This is a genomic window from Streptomyces sp. NPDC050528 (genome assembly GCF_044457795.1).
GTDB lineage: Bacteria > Actinomycetota > Actinomycetes > Streptomycetales > Streptomycetaceae > Streptomyces.
Genome location: NZ_JBITHH010000022.1, coordinates 15,296 through 32,057, shown reverse-complemented (window position 1 = coordinate 32,057; position 16,762 = coordinate 15,296). Strand labels below are relative to the sequence as shown.

At 71.9% G+C, this 16,762-nt stretch carries 14 protein-coding genes; 10 read left to right on the top strand and 4 right to left on the bottom strand.

Translation table 11 applies throughout. The features are described 5' to 3' along the window. The first annotated feature begins 27 nt into the window (after nt 1-27). The 3 genes from ACIBK4_RS47965 (at nt 28) to ACIBK4_RS47955 (ending at nt 2,728) form a co-directional block, all read left to right on the top strand. Nucleotides 28-1,158, top strand: a complete 1,131-nt coding sequence (locus ACIBK4_RS47965; RefSeq protein ID WP_399006067.1) for an acyl-CoA dehydrogenase — start codon at nt 28-30, stop codon at nt 1,156-1,158. Next, nucleotides 1,119-1,391: a hypothetical protein gene (locus tag ACIBK4_RS47960; protein WP_399006065.1), complete on the top strand. Its 273-nt coding sequence runs from the start codon at nt 1,119-1,121 to the stop codon at nt 1,389-1,391. Before ACIBK4_RS47965 ends, ACIBK4_RS47960 begins: the two co-directional genes overlap by 40 nt. Nucleotides 1,392-1,555: 164 nt before the next feature. After that, complete coding sequence (locus tag ACIBK4_RS47955; protein WP_399006063.1) at nt 1,556-2,728, top strand: lactate 2-monooxygenase; 1,173 nt, start codon at nt 1,556-1,558, stop codon at nt 2,726-2,728. Between the two features lie 309 nt (nt 2,729-3,037). On the opposite strand, the gene ACIBK4_RS47950 is transcribed toward ACIBK4_RS47955, so the two are convergent. Then, nucleotides 3,038-4,456: an RsmB/NOP family class I SAM-dependent RNA methyltransferase gene (locus tag ACIBK4_RS47950; RefSeq protein WP_399006061.1), complete on the bottom strand. Its 1,419-nt coding sequence runs from the start codon at nt 4,454-4,456 to the stop codon at nt 3,038-3,040. Nucleotides 4,457-4,873: 417 nt separating this feature from the next. Continuing rightward, entirely contained in the window at nt 4,874-5,818 is a 945-nt protein-coding gene (gene fmt / locus ACIBK4_RS47945; protein ID WP_399006059.1) for a methionyl-tRNA formyltransferase, read from the bottom strand. A gap of 299 nt (nt 5,819-6,117) precedes the next feature. On the opposite strand from fmt, the gene ACIBK4_RS47940 reads away from it, so the two are divergent. After that, entirely contained in the window at nt 6,118-6,663 is a 546-nt protein-coding gene (locus tag ACIBK4_RS47940) for a hypothetical protein (protein WP_366434318.1), read from the top strand. 216 nt (nt 6,664-6,879) lie between these two features. Here ACIBK4_RS47940 and ACIBK4_RS47935 read toward each other — a convergent pair whose 3' ends face one another. Both ACIBK4_RS47935 and ACIBK4_RS47930 read right to left on the bottom strand, forming a co-directional pair. After that, entirely contained in the window at nt 6,880-9,033 is a 2,154-nt protein-coding gene (locus ACIBK4_RS47935; protein WP_399006056.1) for a primosomal protein N', read from the bottom strand. Between the two features lie 61 nt (nt 9,034-9,094). Continuing rightward, a complete protein-coding gene (locus ACIBK4_RS47930) occupies nt 9,095-9,595 on the bottom strand; it encodes a TetR/AcrR family transcriptional regulator (protein ID WP_399006054.1) in 501 nt (166 codons plus the stop codon). A 98-nt stretch (nt 9,596-9,693) separates the two neighbouring features. Between ACIBK4_RS47930 and ACIBK4_RS47925 the strand changes: the two genes are divergently transcribed. The 6 genes from ACIBK4_RS47925 to ACIBK4_RS47900 all read left to right on the top strand — a co-directional run bounded on the left by ACIBK4_RS47925 (nt 9,694) and on the right by ACIBK4_RS47900 (nt 16,697). Continuing rightward, on the top strand, nt 9,694-10,608 hold the full coding sequence (locus tag ACIBK4_RS47925) for an ABC transporter ATP-binding protein (RefSeq protein ID WP_399006052.1): 915 nt from the start codon (nt 9,694-9,696) through the stop codon (nt 10,606-10,608). Then, nucleotides 10,598-11,359: an ABC transporter permease gene (locus ACIBK4_RS47920; RefSeq protein ID WP_399006050.1), complete on the top strand. Its 762-nt coding sequence runs from the start codon at nt 10,598-10,600 to the stop codon at nt 11,357-11,359. The genes ACIBK4_RS47925 and ACIBK4_RS47920 overlap by 11 nt, the downstream gene beginning before the upstream one ends. A 200-nt stretch (nt 11,360-11,559) precedes the next feature. Then, nucleotides 11,560-12,849: a helix-turn-helix domain-containing protein gene (locus tag ACIBK4_RS47915; RefSeq protein ID WP_399006048.1), complete on the top strand. Its 1,290-nt coding sequence runs from the start codon at nt 11,560-11,562 to the stop codon at nt 12,847-12,849. Between the two features lie 13 nt (nt 12,850-12,862). After that, the gene (locus ACIBK4_RS47910; RefSeq protein WP_399006046.1) at nt 12,863-13,615 is read left to right on the top strand and encodes a TIR domain-containing protein; all 753 of its coding nucleotides are present in this window, start codon (nt 12,863-12,865) and stop codon (nt 13,613-13,615) included. After that, nucleotides 13,612-15,552 carry an ABC transporter substrate-binding protein gene (locus tag ACIBK4_RS47905; RefSeq protein ID WP_399006044.1) on the top strand — a complete coding sequence of 647 codons (1,941 nt, stop codon included), beginning with the start codon at nt 13,612-13,614 and terminating at the stop codon, nt 15,550-15,552. The genes ACIBK4_RS47910 and ACIBK4_RS47905 overlap by 4 nt, the downstream gene beginning before the upstream one ends. A gap of 26 nt (nt 15,553-15,578) precedes the next feature. After that, nucleotides 15,579-16,697: a hypothetical protein gene (locus ACIBK4_RS47900; protein WP_399006042.1), complete on the top strand. Its 1,119-nt coding sequence runs from the start codon at nt 15,579-15,581 to the stop codon at nt 16,695-16,697. Nucleotides 16,698-16,762 lie beyond the last annotated feature (65 nt).

Genomic DNA, 16,762 nt, shown 5'->3' with positions numbered 1-16,762 from the left:
CCGGTGTTCTTCGAGGAGGAGACGGCGATGTACTTCCTTGACCCCGAACGCGCGGTGCTGGACCGCTACCTGCCCGGCCTGGACGAGCGGCTCGCCGAACTGCCGCAGCGGGAACGGGAGCGTCCGAGCGGGCCGGCACTGCCCCTGTTCAAGGCCGCGGGCGGCCCCGCGCTGCTGGTGCCGGCGGACCACCGAGGCCTCGGCATCGGCGCCGAGGACGCCGTTTCCTTGCAGCGCGCGATCGGGGCGCGCGGCCCGTCCCTGGCGGTGGCGACCACCATGCACCACCTGTCGGTGGCCGGGCTGGTCCAGGCGTACGAGGTCGCGCAGGGCAGTGAGCGGGTGCTGCTGGAGGCCGTAGCGGATCAACGGCTGCTGGTGGCTTCGGGGGTCGCCGAGGGCCGGTCGGGACAGTCGGTCCTCGACTCTGCCATCAGGGCGCACCGGGACGGCACCGACGTGGTGCTCAACGGCGCGAAGAAGCCGTGCGGTCTGTCGGCGTCGATGGATCTGCTGAGCGTGTCGGTGACGCTCGACGAGGGGCAGGGTCCGGAGCTCGCGGTGGCGGTGGTCCCCGCCACGACACCCGGTGTCTCCGTGCACCCGTTCTGGGGCAGCTTCGTCCTGGCCGGCGCGGAGAGCGACGAGGTCCGGCTGCGGGACGTCCGCGTGCCGCCGGATCTGGTGGTCCGCACCGGGCTCGGGGAGGACCGTACGTCGGACCCGGTCCAGACAGTGGGCTTCGTGTGGTTCGAGCTGCTGATGGCCGCGTCGTATCTGGGGATGGCGAGCGCGCTGGCCGAGCGCGTGCTGCTGGCGAAACGGGCCAGCGCGGCCGAACGGGCCGCGATTCTCGTGGAGTTGGAGTCGGCGATGAGCGGCATCCGGGGTGCCGCCGCCGCACTGGACGCGGGCCGGCCGCTCGGCCAGGACGACCTGCTCCGCGCGCTGGTCTGCCGTTTCGCGACGCAGGACACCATCGACCGCGTGGTGCCGCGCTGCCTGGAGGCGCTGGGCGGCATGGAGTACGTCTCCACCGACGACACCGCGTACCTCGCCGCGTGCTCGGCCGCGCTGAAGTTCCACCCGCCGTCACGCAGACGGGCCGCGGAGGGCATGTGCGCGGCCTTCGCGGGCGCCCCGCTGGTGCTGGGCTGACCACGGCACCCGAACAGCCGGGAACCGACGTCCCAAAGGACTACGCGCGGTACTTCGACCAACTCACCGGCGACTTCGCGGGTTTCCTGGGCATCCCCAGCCTGGAACAGATCGTCACCCCGGTCGCGATGCGCGCATGGGACAAGACCATGAGCCTCATCGTGCGCGGCCTACTGGGCCCGGACATACGGCTGACCGGAAGCCGCCGCGACACGGACGCCGTGCTGCCGTGAGCATCGGCGGTATCGGAGTCATCACCCCGCCCCCACCCACCACCACGGGAGTTGCCGGTCCGACGGGCCCCCGCGCCCGCCCCCGCCCGACCCGGGGTGCGAGAATCCTGCACTTCACCGGCTTTCAGCAGCGGGCAGGGCACCTCAGCGCAGAGGGAGATGGCATGGGCACGGGACAGCCGTTCGGCTCCTACCAGAACGAGATCTACCTGAACGGGCTCGGCGGCATCGTGCCGTCCTACCCCATGGCCTTCGCGGAACTGGAGGACCGGGCGAGTTCCGCGCTGCCGCCCTCCGTGTGGTCGTACGTCGCGGGCGGCGCCGGCGACGAACGAACCCAGCGCGCCAACGTCACCGCCTTCGACCACTGGGGCCTGGTCCCCCGGATGTTCGTCGGCGCGGCCGAACGCGACCTGTCCGTCGACCTGTTCGGGATGCTTCTGCCCGCCCCCGTATTCATGGCCCCGATCGGCGTCATCGGCCTGTGCGCCCAGGACGGCCACGGCGACCTGGCGACGGCACGGGCCGCCGCGCAGACCGGTGTCCCGATGGTCGCGTCGACGCTCACGGTGGACCCGCTGGAGGAGGTGGCGGGCGAGTTCGGAGACACCCCGGGCCTGTTCCAGCTCTACACGCCCACCGACAAGGACCTCGCCGCAAGCCTCGTCCACCGAGCCGAGGAGGCGGGCTACAAGGGCATCGTGGTCACCCTGGACACCTGGGTCACCGGCTGGCGCCCACGCGACCTGTCCACCGCCAACTTCCCCCAGCTGCGCGGCCATTGCCTCGCCAGCTACACCAGCGACCCGGTCTTCCGCGCCCGCCTCGCCCGCACCCCGGAGGAGGACCCCCAGTCCGCGGTCCTCCTCTGGACCCAGCTCTTCGGCAACCCCCTCACCTGGGACGACCTCCCTTGGCTACGGTCCCTCACGAGCCTCCCCTTGATCGTCAAGGGCATCTGCCACCCCGAGGACGTACGCCGCGCGAAGGACGGAGGCGTCGACGGCATCTACTGCTCCAACCACGGCGGCCGCCAGGCCAACGGCGGCCTCCCCGCCCTGGACGCGCTCCCGGCCGTGGTCGACGCGGCGGACGGTCTCCCGGTCCTGTTCGACTCGGGCGTCCGCAGCGGCGCCGACATCGTCAAGGCGATCGCCCTGGGCGCCACCGCCGTAGGCATCGGCCGCCCGTACGCCTACGGCCTCGCCCTCGGCGGCACGGACGGCATCGTCCACGTCCTCCGCTCCCTCCTCGCGGAGGCCGACCTGATCATGGCGGTCGACGGGTATCCGACGCTTGCGGATCTCACGCGGGAGGGGCTTCGGCGGGTGGGGTGACGACGGGAACGCGAGCGGGGCGGGCCGGGAAGCGGTGCCCGAACGACCACGCTACGAGAACGGCTAGGCGGACGACGGTGGTTGGGGGCGGCAGTTGGGGGTTGGCGGTTGGGGGGCCGGACAGCTGAGGGCGGTCGGCATGCCGCGCCACCACGCCACCGGCATGGCATGGCATTACGCCCACCCCGACGTTCGACAACCCGCCCGCAGCGCACCGCGCCACCGCTCAGCCGACGCCCCCCGTAGAACGTCGTCACCTACGACGACCGACCAGCCCTCCCAGACCCGGACCCCCGTGCGGCCGGCAGGTCACCCAGTCCGGCGGATCAGCGCCAGGTACATCGCGTCGGTCCCGTGCAGATGTGGCCACAGCTGTACGTCGGGCCCCTCACCGAGTGCCGGAACGTCCGGCAGGAGCGGGCGGGCGTCGATCAGTTCGGTGTGCGGGTACTGCTTGAGGATGTCGTCGACGACGGCCCGGGTCTCGGCGAGGTGCGGTGAGCAGGTCGCGTAGCCGACGACACCGCCGACACGTACGGATTCGAGCGCGGTGCGGAGCAGATCCCGTTGCAGGGGCGCGAATCCTTCGAGGTCCTCCGGACGGCGCCGCCAGCGGGCCTCGGGGCGCCGACGCAGCGCGCCGAGCCCCGTACACGGCACGTCCATCAGAACGCGGTCGAAGCTGCCGGGCCGCCACGGCGGCCGGGTCCCGTCAGCGGCGATGACCTGGTACGGCCCCGGATTCCCGGCAAGGGACTTCGCCACGAGTCCCGCCCGGTGCGGCGCCTTCTCGGAGGCGAGGAGCATCGCCCCGCGCTCGGCGGCCACGGCGGCGAGCAGCGCGGCCTTGCCTCCGGGACCGGCGCACCCGTCGAGCCACTTCTCGTCCGGCCCGTCGAGGGGCGCGTTGGCCAACGCGAGGGCGACCAGCTGACTGCCCTCGTCCTGGACCCCCGCACGCCCCTCCTTCACCGCTTCCACGGCCCCGGGCTCGCCACCCTCACTGAGCCGCACGGCATACGGCGACCAGCGCCCGGGCACCGCGGCCTCCTCGCGGAGCAGTTCCTCGGTGGTGGAGCGGCCGGGACGGGCGACCAGGGTCACCTCGGGCCGTTCGTTGTCGGCCTCCAGCAGGTCCTCGATGCCGGCGCGTCCGCCGCCGAGGGAGTCCCAGAGCGCGGAAACGACCCAGCGTGGGTGCGAGTGCACGATGGCCAGGTTGTCCTCGGGATCGTCGTCGTAGGGCGGCGCGACCCGCTCGATCCAGGTGTCGAGGTCGTCCTGCGCGACCTTCCGCAGCACGGCGTTGACGAACTTGGCCCGTCCGTCGCCGAGGGCGACCCGGGCGAGTTCGACGGAGGCGGACACGGCGGCGTGCGTCGGGATCCGCGTTCCGAGCAACTGGTGCACGCCGAGGCTCAGTACGTCCAGCACCGGCGGGTCGACCTCGCGGAGCGGCCGGTCGACGCACGAGGCGATGATCGCGTCGTAGGTCCCCTGCTTGCGCAGCGTTCCGTACACCAGCTCGGTCGCGAGCGCCGCGTCCCGGGCGTCGAAGTCGCCCTTCTCCCGCGCCTTCCGCAACAGCGGCGGCAGGACGAGGTTGGCGTACGCGTCCCGCTCGTCCACGGCCCGCAACGCCTCGAAGGCGAGGAAACGGACGGGGTCCTTCTGCGGCCGACGGTAGGGCTTGCCGGGCTTACGGGGTCGCGGGGACTGCTCACTCACGAAAAAGGTGCTCCGGATTTCTGGCTGAGATGTGCACCCAGCGTACGTCGCAGCGCGGTGACCGTGCGCGGGATGTCAGGCGCACGGGGATGCCGGGGGTCCTGGGGACTTGGAGGTGCCGGGGATGCTGCGGGTCCTGGGGTGCCGGGTGCCCGGGGTGCCGAGGTGCCGGATGCCCGAGGTCTCGGTGTGCTGGGTGCCCGGGTGCCCGAGGTCCCGGGTGCTCGGGGTGCTCGGGATGCCGGGGTGACCCGGATGCCTGGGTGCCCGAAGTCCCGGGGATGCTGCGGGTCCCGGCATGCCGGGTGCCCTGGGGTGCCCGAAGCCTCAGGGGCCCGGGATGCCCGAAGTCCCGGGATGCCCGGAGCCCCAGGGACCCGGGGTGCCAGACGTCTCAGGGTGCCGGAGTGCCGGAGTCTAGGAAGTCCCGAGCGCCCCGACGCTCTCCCCCGCCCCGATCCGCGCCCCCCGCGCCCAGTCCGCCGCCCGCATCGGCTTCTTGCCCTGTGCCTGCACCCACAGCAGCTCGACGGCGTACGAACCGGTGCCCACGTACACATTGTTCTTGCCGACGGCCAACGCACCGGGCGCGAGGTCGGTCCGTTCCGTCACGGGCACCGCCTGAATGAGCTTGAGCCGCTCGCCCCGGAACACGGTCCAGGCGCCGGGCGCGGGCGTGCACCCACGCACCACCCGGTCCACCCTCAGCGCCGGAGCCGCCCAATCCACCTGCGCGTCCTCGACGTTGATCTTCGGGGCGAGGGTGATGCCCTCGTTCGGCTGCGGTACGGCCTTCAGGGTGCCGTCCTCGATGCCGTCCATGGTCGCGGCGAGCAGCCCCGCGCCGGCGAACGCGAGCCGGGTGAGCAGATCGCCGCTGGTGTCGGTGGGGCGGATCTCCTCGGTGACCGTGCCGTAGACGGGACCGGAGTCGAGGCCTTCCTCGATGAGGAAGGTGGAGGCGCCGGTGATCTCGTCGCCGGACATGATGGAGTGCTGCACGGGGGCGGCGCCGCGCCATGCGGGCAGCAGCGAGAAGTGCAGGTTGACCCAACCGTGGGCCGGGATGTCGAGGGCGACGCGGGGCAGCAGGGCGCCGTAGGCGACGACGGGACAGCAGTCGGGCGCGATCTCGCGCAGCCGCTCCAGGAACTCGGGGTCGCGCGGCTTGACGGGCTTCAGCACCTCGATGCCCGCCTCCTCGGCCCGCTCGGCGACGGGACTCGCCACCAGCCGGCGCCCACGCCCGGCCGGCGCGTCGGGCCGCGTGACGACGGCGGCCACCTCGTGCCGCCCGGAGGCGATCAGGGCGTCCAGGGCGGGAACGGCGACCTCGGGGGTACCGGCGAAGACGAGCTTCATGGGAGGGTTCGGGCCTCTCGGGCGGAGGTGGGCGGGCAGCGCACCAGTCTATGGCGCGCCCCGGCATGAGCGCCCGGCGGCTCACACCCGTCAACTCCCCTCCGTCAACTCACCGACAACTCCCCCAACTCCCCGGCGCCCGCAGCGCACACCGTTTCGGCGGGGGCGTACGCATATGCCCCTACGCCCCCTTCGCGTGACCAGCGGAGCGCACAGGCGTTGGTCAAGAAAGAGTTGACCTCCTTGGGCCGCATTCGCGCGGCCCGATCCTTTTCAACGCCGGTTCGAGAGGCTTGTTCATGGCCGACCACGCAACCCACGACGCCCAGGCTCGGGCCAGCCTGCACTTGCTGGTGCGGGACATCGAGCGGGTCCGCCGGCAGGTGGACGCACTGCGCACGCTCACCGCCCAGCTGGGCAACGTCTACCGCCCGCGCCGCTCCGGCCCGTCCACGGGCTTCGTCGTCTACGGACGCGCTCCCGCCCCGACGGTCCGTCTCGCGCAGGAGCTGCGGGACAGTGTCGAGACCCTGGTCACGGCCGCCGTGGACTTCGACCGCTCACTCGGCTTCTCGTGGGACGCGGTCGGCTCCGCCCTGGGTGTCACCAAGCAGGCGGTCCACCGCCGCTACGGCGCCCGCCGCGCCGCGACCCAGGCCGCGGCCGACGCCGAGCGCACGACGACGACCGAGCGCCCGGTGGGCGTGAACACCGGCCTCCCCACAATGCCGGCCCTCCCCACGGTCCCCGCGGCCCGCTCCATGCCGACCCAGCCCACAGCGGGCAGCCCCACCCTCCGCGACGAGGCCAGGCCAACGGCGTTCCCCGGCCCCCGCAACGGCTGACCCACCAACGAACCAAGCCTGCCTCCCGGCCAAAACCCGGGAGGCAGCCGCATGCAGAGCCCCCGCACCTCTACCCGGCGAGGCCAAGGCCCCCCAACAAACGGCGAACGCCCAGCCGCCAACGGCGAGAACCCCCACGGCAAAGGCCCACCTCTCAACGAACGGTGAACGGGTGGTGCGCGGGTGGGAGACAAATCCGAGGCCGAAGGCCGAGGCTCACCCGATATCCGGCGGATCCACACGCACCCGCACCCGCACCACATCCCCCCCACCCCGAGCCATCCGAGCAGCCTGCGCAGCCTTCAGCGCCGCAGCCAACGCCCCCCCACTCCCAGGCCGCACCCGAATCAACGCCCGCTCCCACTGCTCCCCCACAGGCGGCCCCCCCACCCGCCGAGGCCCCCCCGCCACAGGGACCGGCACCGGCACAGGCCCCAACACCTCAGCATCCGGCGGCAGTTCAACAGCGGCAAGAAACTCGGCAACAGCCCCCGCGACCCCCGCCACCGCAGCCATCCGAGAAACCGGCGGAAACCCCAACTCCCCCCGCTCCGCAAGCTCCCGCACCGCATGCCCGACGGGGTCCCACCGCACCAACGCCTGCACAGGCCGCAACGTAGGTTCCGCAACCACAACCACAGTCCCCCCACCCCCCTGCGGCCGCACCAACGAACTCGCCGCGATCCACCGCCGCAACGCATCCTCCCCGGCCCGCAGATCAGGCCGCCCCAGCATCGCCCACCCGTCCAACAACAACGCCGCCGCATACCCCCCGTCGGCAACCGGCTCGGCCCCCGGCGTACTCACCACCAACGCAGGCGTCCCCGGCACGGTGTCCAACACCTGCTCCCGCCCGGACGTCCGCACCGGCACAGCCGGAAACGCCCGCCCCAACTCCTCCGCGGTCCGCCGCGCCCCCACAACCTGGGCCCGCAACCGGAACCCCCCGCACTCGGGACAGTGCCAGGAGTTCTCCTCGGCCCCGCACCACCCGCAGCGCAGCACCCCCGCATCCTGCGCCTCCAACGGCCCCGCACAATGCCGACACCGCGCGGCGGCCCGACACTGGGCGCAAGCCATCCGCGGCACATACCCCCGCCGAGGCACCTGCACCAGCACAGGCCCGTGCTTCAACCCCTCCCGCACCGCCTGCCAGGCCAGCGTCGGCAACCGCGCGGCCCGAGCGGCCTCGTCCCGCGCCAAGTCCCCGTCCCCCACGGTCCGTACGAGCGGCGCGGCCACCCGCACCTGGTCCCGCGACGCGACCAACGGCCGAGCCCACCCACTCTCCACCAGCTGCGCGGCCTCCACCGTGCAACTCCAACTCCCCAACAGGAACCCGCACTTGTCCAACGCGGCCCGCAACAGCAACACCTCCCGCGCATGCGGCTGCGGAGCGTGCGGCTCGCTGTGACTCCCGTCCCCGTCGTCCCAGATCACGACAAGCCCCAGATCCTGAACCGGCGCGAACATCGCGGCCCGCGTCCCGACCACCGCACGCACGGCCCCCCGCCGCACGGCCAGCCACTGCCGATACCGCTTCTCGGGCCCGGCATCGGCGGTGAGCACCGCATGCCGCCCCTCCCCCAACAGCGCCGTCAACGCGGCATCGACCCGCCCCGCAGCCCGCCCGTCCGGTACGACGACAAGCGCCCCCCGCCCCGAGGCAAGCGTCGCGGCAACGGCCCGAGCGATCTCCTCGCTCCACTCGGGCCCAGGCAACGCGTTCCACACAGCCCGAGGCGCACCCCCCGAAGCGAGCGCCTCCAGGAAACCGGCCCCCCGCTCGTACCGCCCCCAGGACCCCACCGCGGGCACCTCAGGCGGCGGCAAGGGCGCAGGCGACGCCTTCTGCTCGGCCCGAGCACTACGCGGCGGCACGGCCAGCTGCAACACATCGGCCAGACTCCCGGCATACCGATCGGCAACGGCCCGAGCCAGCCCCAGAAGCTCCGCACTCAGCACCGGCTCCGGCGACACGACCTGCGCCAACGCGGCAAGCGGCCCGGAGTAGTCGGACTCAGCCAGCCGCTCCACAAGAAACCCGTCGATCAGCCCCCCACCCTCACGCCGCCCGTCCCGCACCCGATGCCGCCCGGCCCCGAACCTGACCCGCACCCGCACCCCGGGCTGCGCATCGGCGTCGAGCTCCTCGGGCACCGCATAGTCGAAATACCGATCAAGATGCAGCACGCCTTTGTCGACCAACACCCGCGCGACCGGCAACTCCCCGGCCAACGCGGCCCCCCGCCACGTCCGCGGCTTGGCCTTCGGCCCCTTCGCCTGCCGCACACTCTCCCGAATCAGCGCAAGCTGCTCAGGCGGCGCACCCTCCGCCCCACCGTCCCGTTCCCCGTCCGCGCTGCTCACCCTTGCATTCTTACCAAACGCCACTGACAACGGCCGACCGCCGCCGTACGCACTCGGCCTTCTAGCCCTCGGCCAAGAGCCTGCCGATGAGGTCCTCCGCGAACGCCATGTCCTCGTCCGGGTCACCGCCGCGGAACCGCCCCCCGGCCTCCGAGGCGGCGAACCCGAGCATGAACGTCGACAACAGCCGCTCGGCCCGCGGAATCCGCTCCTCCTGAAGACCGGCCGCGCGCAGGGCGCCGTAGACCGCGTTCCGAGGCCCGACGGCCTCCGGCGTGACCGCCGGCCGTTGGAAGAGCAGCAGGAACAGGTCGGGGTGGCGGCGGGCCGTGGCCCGCATGCTGTGGGCGAGCAGGCGCAGTTGCTCGCGCCAATCGACTCCGGGCCCGGGCACCTCGATCTCCAGCAACAGCCGTTCCACGAGGCCGTCGAGGAGTCCCTGTTTGTCGCCGACGTGCCGGTAGAGCGTCATCGGGTTGACGTCGAGTTCCTGCGCGACGGCCCGCATCGTGACCGCCGACAGCCCCTTCCGGGTCGCCAACTCCCATGTCACATCCAGCACTTGATCACGACTGATCCGCCGTGGCGTCACTTGACATCCTCCCTCGAAGCTACGTATACACAGTATACGTATACGTTGTATATATCGAGGGAGCGACCATGCTGACCGTCAACGGCCTGCGCAAACGCTGGGGCCCCGTCCGGGCCCTCGACGGCTTCGACCTACACATAGAAGCGGGCGAGATCTGCGGCCTGATCGGCCACAACGGCGCGGGCAAAACCACCTTCGCCCGCGTGGTCGCCGGCCTGGAGCACCCCGACGCGGGCACGGTCCACGCAGCCGGCGTGAACCTCGCCACCGCCCCACGCTCCGCCCACCGCCTGATCGGCCTGGCCCCCCAGGAACTCGCCCTCTACCCGACCGCCACCCTCCGCGAGAACCTGCGCCTCTACGGCGGCCTCGCCGGCCTGCGCCGATCCGAACTGCGCAGCGAACTGGCCGTCGTAGCAGAGGAGTTGCTCCTCACCGACGTACTCGACCGCCCGATCGCGACACTCTCCGGCGGCCAGCAGCGCCGCGCCCAGGCAGCCACGGTCCTGCTCCCCCGCCCCCGCGTGCTGCTGCTCGACGAACCCACCGTCGGCGCCGACCCCACCACCCGCGAAGCGCTGCTACGGCTCGTCAGGACCCGCGCCGACGAAGGCGCCGCGATCTGCTACACCACGCACTACCTACCGGAGTTGGAGCACCTGGACGCCACCCTCGCGGTCGCCGCGTCCGGCCGGGTGATCGCCCGCGGCAACCGCGCCGACCTCCTGGACGGCCTGCCCGGCGAGGTCACCGTGACGTTCGCCGGCGCCGTACCGGAACACCTGGCACAGACTTCAACTCCCCCTGGAGAACTGCGTTTCAGCACCGCGGACCCGGCCCAGGCACTGGCCCGACTGCTCCGGGACCTGGGCCCGGACACCGCCCGGGTCCGTACGGCCGCGATCCGCGAACCGTCGCTCGACGACCTCTACCGCAGTCTCGCCGCCCGCCGACTCCCCACGGAGGCCCACGATGCGGCCTGAACCGGCGACGGCCGTATCCGCCCCGGCCCACCGCACCTGGGTCATGACCCGCCACACCCTCGTCCTGCTCGGCCGGGACCCGGGAACCCCGCTGGCCTACACCGTCATGTCCCTGGTGCTGTTGACCGTGCTCCACCCCGTGTACGACCGCCTGGCGACCCCCGGCACACCGGGCATCGTCCAGGCCGCTCCGGGCATCGCGGTGATGTTCACCCTGCTGGCCCTGGACGTGGCCGGCCAACTCCTGCTCTCCGAACGCACCTGGCACACCTGGGACCGTCTGCGCTCCGGCCCGGCGTCCCCCGCGACGATCCTGACCGGCAAGGCCCTCCCCCTGATCGCGCTGTTCCTGGCCCAACAGGCCGTACTGTTCCTCGTCGCGACCGCGGCCTTCGGCTTCCCGCTCACCGCCGGCACCTGGCGCCTCCCGCTGCTGTCCCTCCTCTGGGCGGCCTGCGTCACGTCCTGCGGCCTGGCACTCGGCGTCCACGCCCGTACCCAGGGCCAGTTGGCCGCCACCTCCGACATCGGCGCCCTCACGATCACCTGCCTCAGCGGCTGCCTGGTCCCCCTCGGCGTCCTCCCCCACTGGGTCTCCACGGTGGCCCCCGCGACCCCGGGCTACTGGGCCTTGCACGGCTTCCAGTCAGCCGTCACCGGCGACACCCACGCCTACGCGGAGTCGACGGCGGTCGTCGCGGGCATCACGGCGGCGGCACTTCTGGTGTCGGTTCGCCGTATCCGCCGCTGACCCGCCCGAACAGGCCCCGGCAGCGGCCGACTTGCGACCGGAGCTGGCCGAAACCGCTTACTCGACACGGCGGTTCACGTCGGCTTCGCTCCGGATGAGGAAACGGGAAACGCCCGTTCCGCCTTGTTCGGCCCAGCCGGCTGCCCCACGCTGAATCACGGCGCTCCTCGGCTGCCGGCCGAGGAACGACGGAGGTCGAAGTGCTGGATCAGTCGCACGAATTCGGGCCGGAACTGCGCAGGAGGCGCCTGGCCGCCCAGCTCTCCCTGTACCAGCTGGGACAGCGCGTGCACTACAGCAAGAGCCAACTGAGCAAGGTGGAACGGGGAATCAAGCGTCCGACGCCCGAACTGGCGCGTCTGTGCGACACCGAGCTGCGTGCCGGGGGCGCGCTGAGCCGGCTCGTGACCGTCCGGCCCTCCGAACCGCCTCTGCCGTCCCCCGGTAGCGACGACGAGGTGTGGCTGATGCAACTGCGCAAGGACGGTTCGAGTTCCTTCCAACCCGTGACCCGTCGCGGGCTCATCACCGCCGGTGCCGCCTCGGTGCTGACCATGAACACGGGCGATCCGTGCTCGCTCCCCCTTGAAGGAGCCGAGACCTTCGTGGACGCCTCACGGATGCTGTTCGACCAGTTCCGGCGGCTCGGCCAGACCTCGGGACCCGCGAGTGTGCTGCCGCCGCTCATCGCCCAGACCCACAGCCTGGAACAGCTCGCCGGACGCAGCGGCCCGCGCGGACGGCGGACCCTGCTGCTCCTCGCCTCCCGCTACGCCGAGTACGCGGGCTGGATGGCCCAGGAGTGCGGCGACGACAGGGCCGCGATCTGGTGGACGGACCGCGCCGTGCACCTGGCGGCAGCCGGTGCGGACACCGGGCTGGCCACCTACGCACAGGTCCGGCGCTCGCTGATCAGTCTCTACCGGGGAGACATCGCGGAGGCCGTACAACTGGCCACCCACGCGCTGGAGAGCGACGCCCCCGTCCGCATCCGTGGCCTCGCCGCCCAGCATCTGGCCCAGGGCGCCGCCGCCGACGGCGACCACGACACCTGCATGACCAGCCTCGACCACGCACGCCGTCTCCTCGAACAGGACGCCGCCGACCCGGCCGAACCGGTCCTCGGCGCCTCCCACGTACCCGACGTCGTCTCGATGTTCACCGGCTGGTGCCTGTACGACCTGGGCCGCCCGAAGCAGGCCGCCGCCCTGCTGGACCAGGAGACCGCCCGCATCCCGGAACACGCCTTCCGGACCCGGGCCCGCTACGGCGTCCGACGCGCCCTGGCCCACGCGGCGGCGGGCGAGATCGACCACGCCTGCCTGATCACCACCGACGTCCTGCCGTCCGTGCGGCTCACCCACTCCGCCACGATCTCCGCCGACCTGCGCCGCCTCACCCACACCCTCGGCCGGCACCCCCGCAACGCCTCCGTACGAGCGCTGATCCCGGACCTGTCCGGTGCACTCACCCGATCCCACACCTTCTAGAAGGGCTACGACCATGCACGAGATCTTCGTCAACTACCGCACCAAGGGCGGCAAGGAGGTCGCCCACTCGTGCGACCGCATGCTGTCGGCCAGGTTCGGCCCCGACAGCGTCTTCCTCGCCCGGAGGTCGATCGAGCCCGGCACCTACATCGACGCACTCGTCAAGGCGGCCCGGCGGAGCCACGTCTTACTCGCCCTCATCGACGAGCAGTGGATCGAGGCACCCGACCGGGACAGGCCGAACGTGCGGGCGCTCGACAACCCGCAGGACTGGGTCCGGCGCGAGATCGAGGAGGCCCTGGTCTCCGGGGTGCTGATCGTGCCGCTGTTCATCGGCCGCAGGGTGGAGCAGCTCGACCCCCGGCGGCTGCCCGAGTCGATCGCCGGCTTGGCGGAGTACCAGTACACGCGGGTCGAACTGCACAGTCTGGACACTGATCTCACCCGGCTCGGCGACCGTCTCGTACGCCGCGTGCCGGCCCTCGCCGCGCTGGACCGCGGTGTCGCTCCGGCTGATGAACCCCCTTCCACCGAACCCGACTTGACCGTCCGCAACGACCACCAGAGCGGCGGGATCGGCCAGGTGAGCGGCACCGTGGGAACGTATGTGCACGACGCCCGCGGTCCGCTGAACACGGGCAGCGGCAGTCAGTTCAACGCACCGCAGGTCAACGGCGACGGCACGAACTTCATCTCCGGGGACAACCACGGCGGGATACGTCAGGGCTTCGGCACCCGGACCCCGCGCGGGGGCGAGGACCGGTGACCGAGATCTTCGGTTCGTACGTCCACGAAGCCCACGGGTCCGTCAACAGCGGCGACGGGCCCCAGTTCAACATCTACTACGCGGCCGAGGCCCGGCTGCGTGAGCAGGCGAGCAGGCGTCCACGGGCGATAGCGAAGGAGGATCGTCAGCATCTCGCCGAGCGTTTCGTGCCGCCGCGCGGTATGCAGCACGCCCGCAACCGGCTGGACGAGACGAACACGGTACTGATCGACGGGGTGCCGGGCAGCGGTCGCCGCACCGCCGCGATCATGCTGCTGCACGAACTGTCCGACGCCAGGGGCAGTCTGCACGAGTTGCCGGACACCTCCGACGACACGGCCACGGTGCCTCTCGACGCACAGGGCATCGGGGACGGCGACCGGCTACTGCTGGACCTCTCGGAGGTGGACGAGTCCCGGTACATCGCGGTCCAGAGCGCGCTCTCCGACTTCCGCGAGAGCCTTGTCCGCCACGGCGCGCACCTCGCCGTGGTGCTCCCGCACCGTCTCGGCTATCTGCTCCAAGGTGAGCTGAAGCGCCTGACGGTGGAGATCGGCCGTCCCTCGGCGCAGCGCGTGCTGATCGCCCATCTCCGGCACGAGGGCATCGAGCCGCCCCAGTCCGAACTGGACGGCAGTGGCCTCCCGTCCTATCTGCCGCATGCCGCGATGCGCGACGTCGCCGGACTCGCCCACCGGATCCGGCGCTGCCGGGACGTCTCGCCGGCCGACCGGGGTTTCTCCCACTGGCTGGCCGACTCACTGGGCGACCAGCACGACCAGACCGCCCGGGTGGCGGCGGACCTCGCGTCCCAGCGGGACGGGCGACGCAGAGCGCTGTTGCTGTCCGTGGCCCTGTTCCACGGGGCCGTGCCGGGGACGGTTTTGCGGGGCGCGAACGCCCTGCTGGGCATCCTCAGCCATCCACCGGATCCGCTGCCCCGACTGGACCGGGCGGACCTGCACGCCGAACTCTCCGACATCGGCGCCGAGGCGCGGCCGGACGGGCGGGTGCGGTTCCGCATCGTGGGATACGACCGCGCGGTGAGGGACCACTTCTGGACGTTCCTCCCGGACATCCGCAGGCAGTTGCGCGACTGGTTCGACATATGTCTGGCCGAGCCCTCGCTCGCGGAGTCCGACCGCAAGGAAGTCGTCGCCAGGTTCGCCGCCCAGAGCCTGCGCACCTCGCGCCCCGAGGATCTGTCCTGGCTGGCACACCGGTGGACGTCGGACAAGGCACCGGCACATCTCGTCCCGGACGCGGCCCAGGTACTGGCACTCGGACTGGACGACGAGCAGCACGGCCGTTATTTCCGGCAGCAGATCTACGACTGGAGCACGTCGACGGAGACGGGCAACGGGCTGAGGCGGGTGCTCGTGCTGGTGTGCTCCCGGACCATGTCCCGCTCGCATCCGGACCAGGCACTCGTACGACTGCACCATCTGGCGCGTCGGACGAACGGTGTCGTGGGCGCGGAGGCCCACCAGGCGCTGCTGGACCTGGCGCGGTCGGACCACCGCCTGTACCGGCGGATGCTGGAGAGGCTCGGTGCCGGGATCACCCACGGCCAGTGGGGCAAGGACCCCGCCCTCTTCCTCGAACTCGCCGACCCCGTACGTCTCATGGGGTATCGCAGCGTCCGCGAGTCGCTGATCACCTGCTGGCAGGGCGTGCTGCGCCGGCCCGTCGAATCCTGGTCCGCACCCGTGGCACGCTGGCTCACCGCGAGCGAGGACCTCCGGCACCGCGACCTCGTGCTCAGGGTGCTCGCCGCCGCCTGCGACACGGACATCCGGGTCTCCGGGTGCCTCTACCGCGCCGCCGTGCACTGGCAGTACGCCGAGCCGAGCGCGTCCCGTGCCGAGACCGTCTCCGTCCTGCTGCGGAAGATCAACGCCGCGCAGGGCATCGAGTCCTACCCACTCGCCGTCTGATCGCGAGCACCCATCGGGGGCCTTCCATGAGTTCTGGACACAAGGCGATGACGCTGTTCGTCACCGTCATCCTCGGCCTGCTCCTCGTCATCCTCGGGCTGTGCGCCGACTGGCCGCGCTGGGCCTGGGCCGCGTCCGCCGGGCTGCTGGCGGTGACCGGGGTGGTGACGAACAGAGCCCTCGCGCCGAAACGCGAGGCGTTCCCCCGCGAACTGCTTCCGGAACCGGATCTACCGCTGCCGGATTCCGCGCGGCAGGACCAGCGCGTGGCCCATGTGGCGCTGCCGAGCTCGGTGGCCGACTACGACTTCTCCTTCTCCGCGACGGTCCGCTGGCTGGTGCTGGACGCGCCCCCGGACGCGCCGTACATCAACCCCGCCGGCCTGGCGATCGACGCCGTGCTCCAGCGCGCTCGTGGGGTGACGGCCCAACAGCCGCCCCACCGCAGCGCGTTCGTCCAGCATCAACTCGACGGCGCACTGGCCACGATGCGCGTCGACGCCACCGGCCGGGTCATGGCGATGGCGATGGACGTCTCGCTGTGCCTTCCGGAGCACGACCGCGAGCGGCTCGCCAAGCTCTCCGACGTACGCAAGGACGAGGACGTCTGGGAGCACGAACGCAACTACGAGCGCAGCAAACGCGCCTATCTCGGCGAGGACGTGCTCAAGGACACGGGGAGCGCCGTGGTGTGGTGGCTCTCCCGGAACGAGAAGGAAGTAGAGGGTGCGGTCGACCGGATCGGCCTGCTCGCCCGGCTCTCCGCCGCGGCCAAGAACGAGACGGTCGCGGCGCCGTTCGAGCATCTGGTGCCCCCGCCGCGAGCCGTCTTTCCCGACGGCACCGCGGACGGCGGGACCCCGGCCGACTGGCAGCAGCCGTACGGCACGGAAGACGCGACGGCGTCCGACAACGGCTCGGGGGACGGCCTCTCCGTCGACTCGCTGCTGGAGTGGTTCGGATTCTCCGCCGCCGACGCGGATGTCGACCTGTTCGCCAAGCGTCTGATCAACATCGCCTCGGCTCACGGCAAGACCGAGGCCGTCGACGAGATCAAGCGCCGCTTCGCCTACGAGCCGCCGGACCAGGCGGACGACGGACCGGACGGCTCGGCTCCGCCCCCGGACGGCGAACCCACGCCCTGACGCCCTGGTGAAAACACCGAGGCCCGGCTCCCCCAAAGGGAAGCCGGGCCTCGCAGAGCCTGACA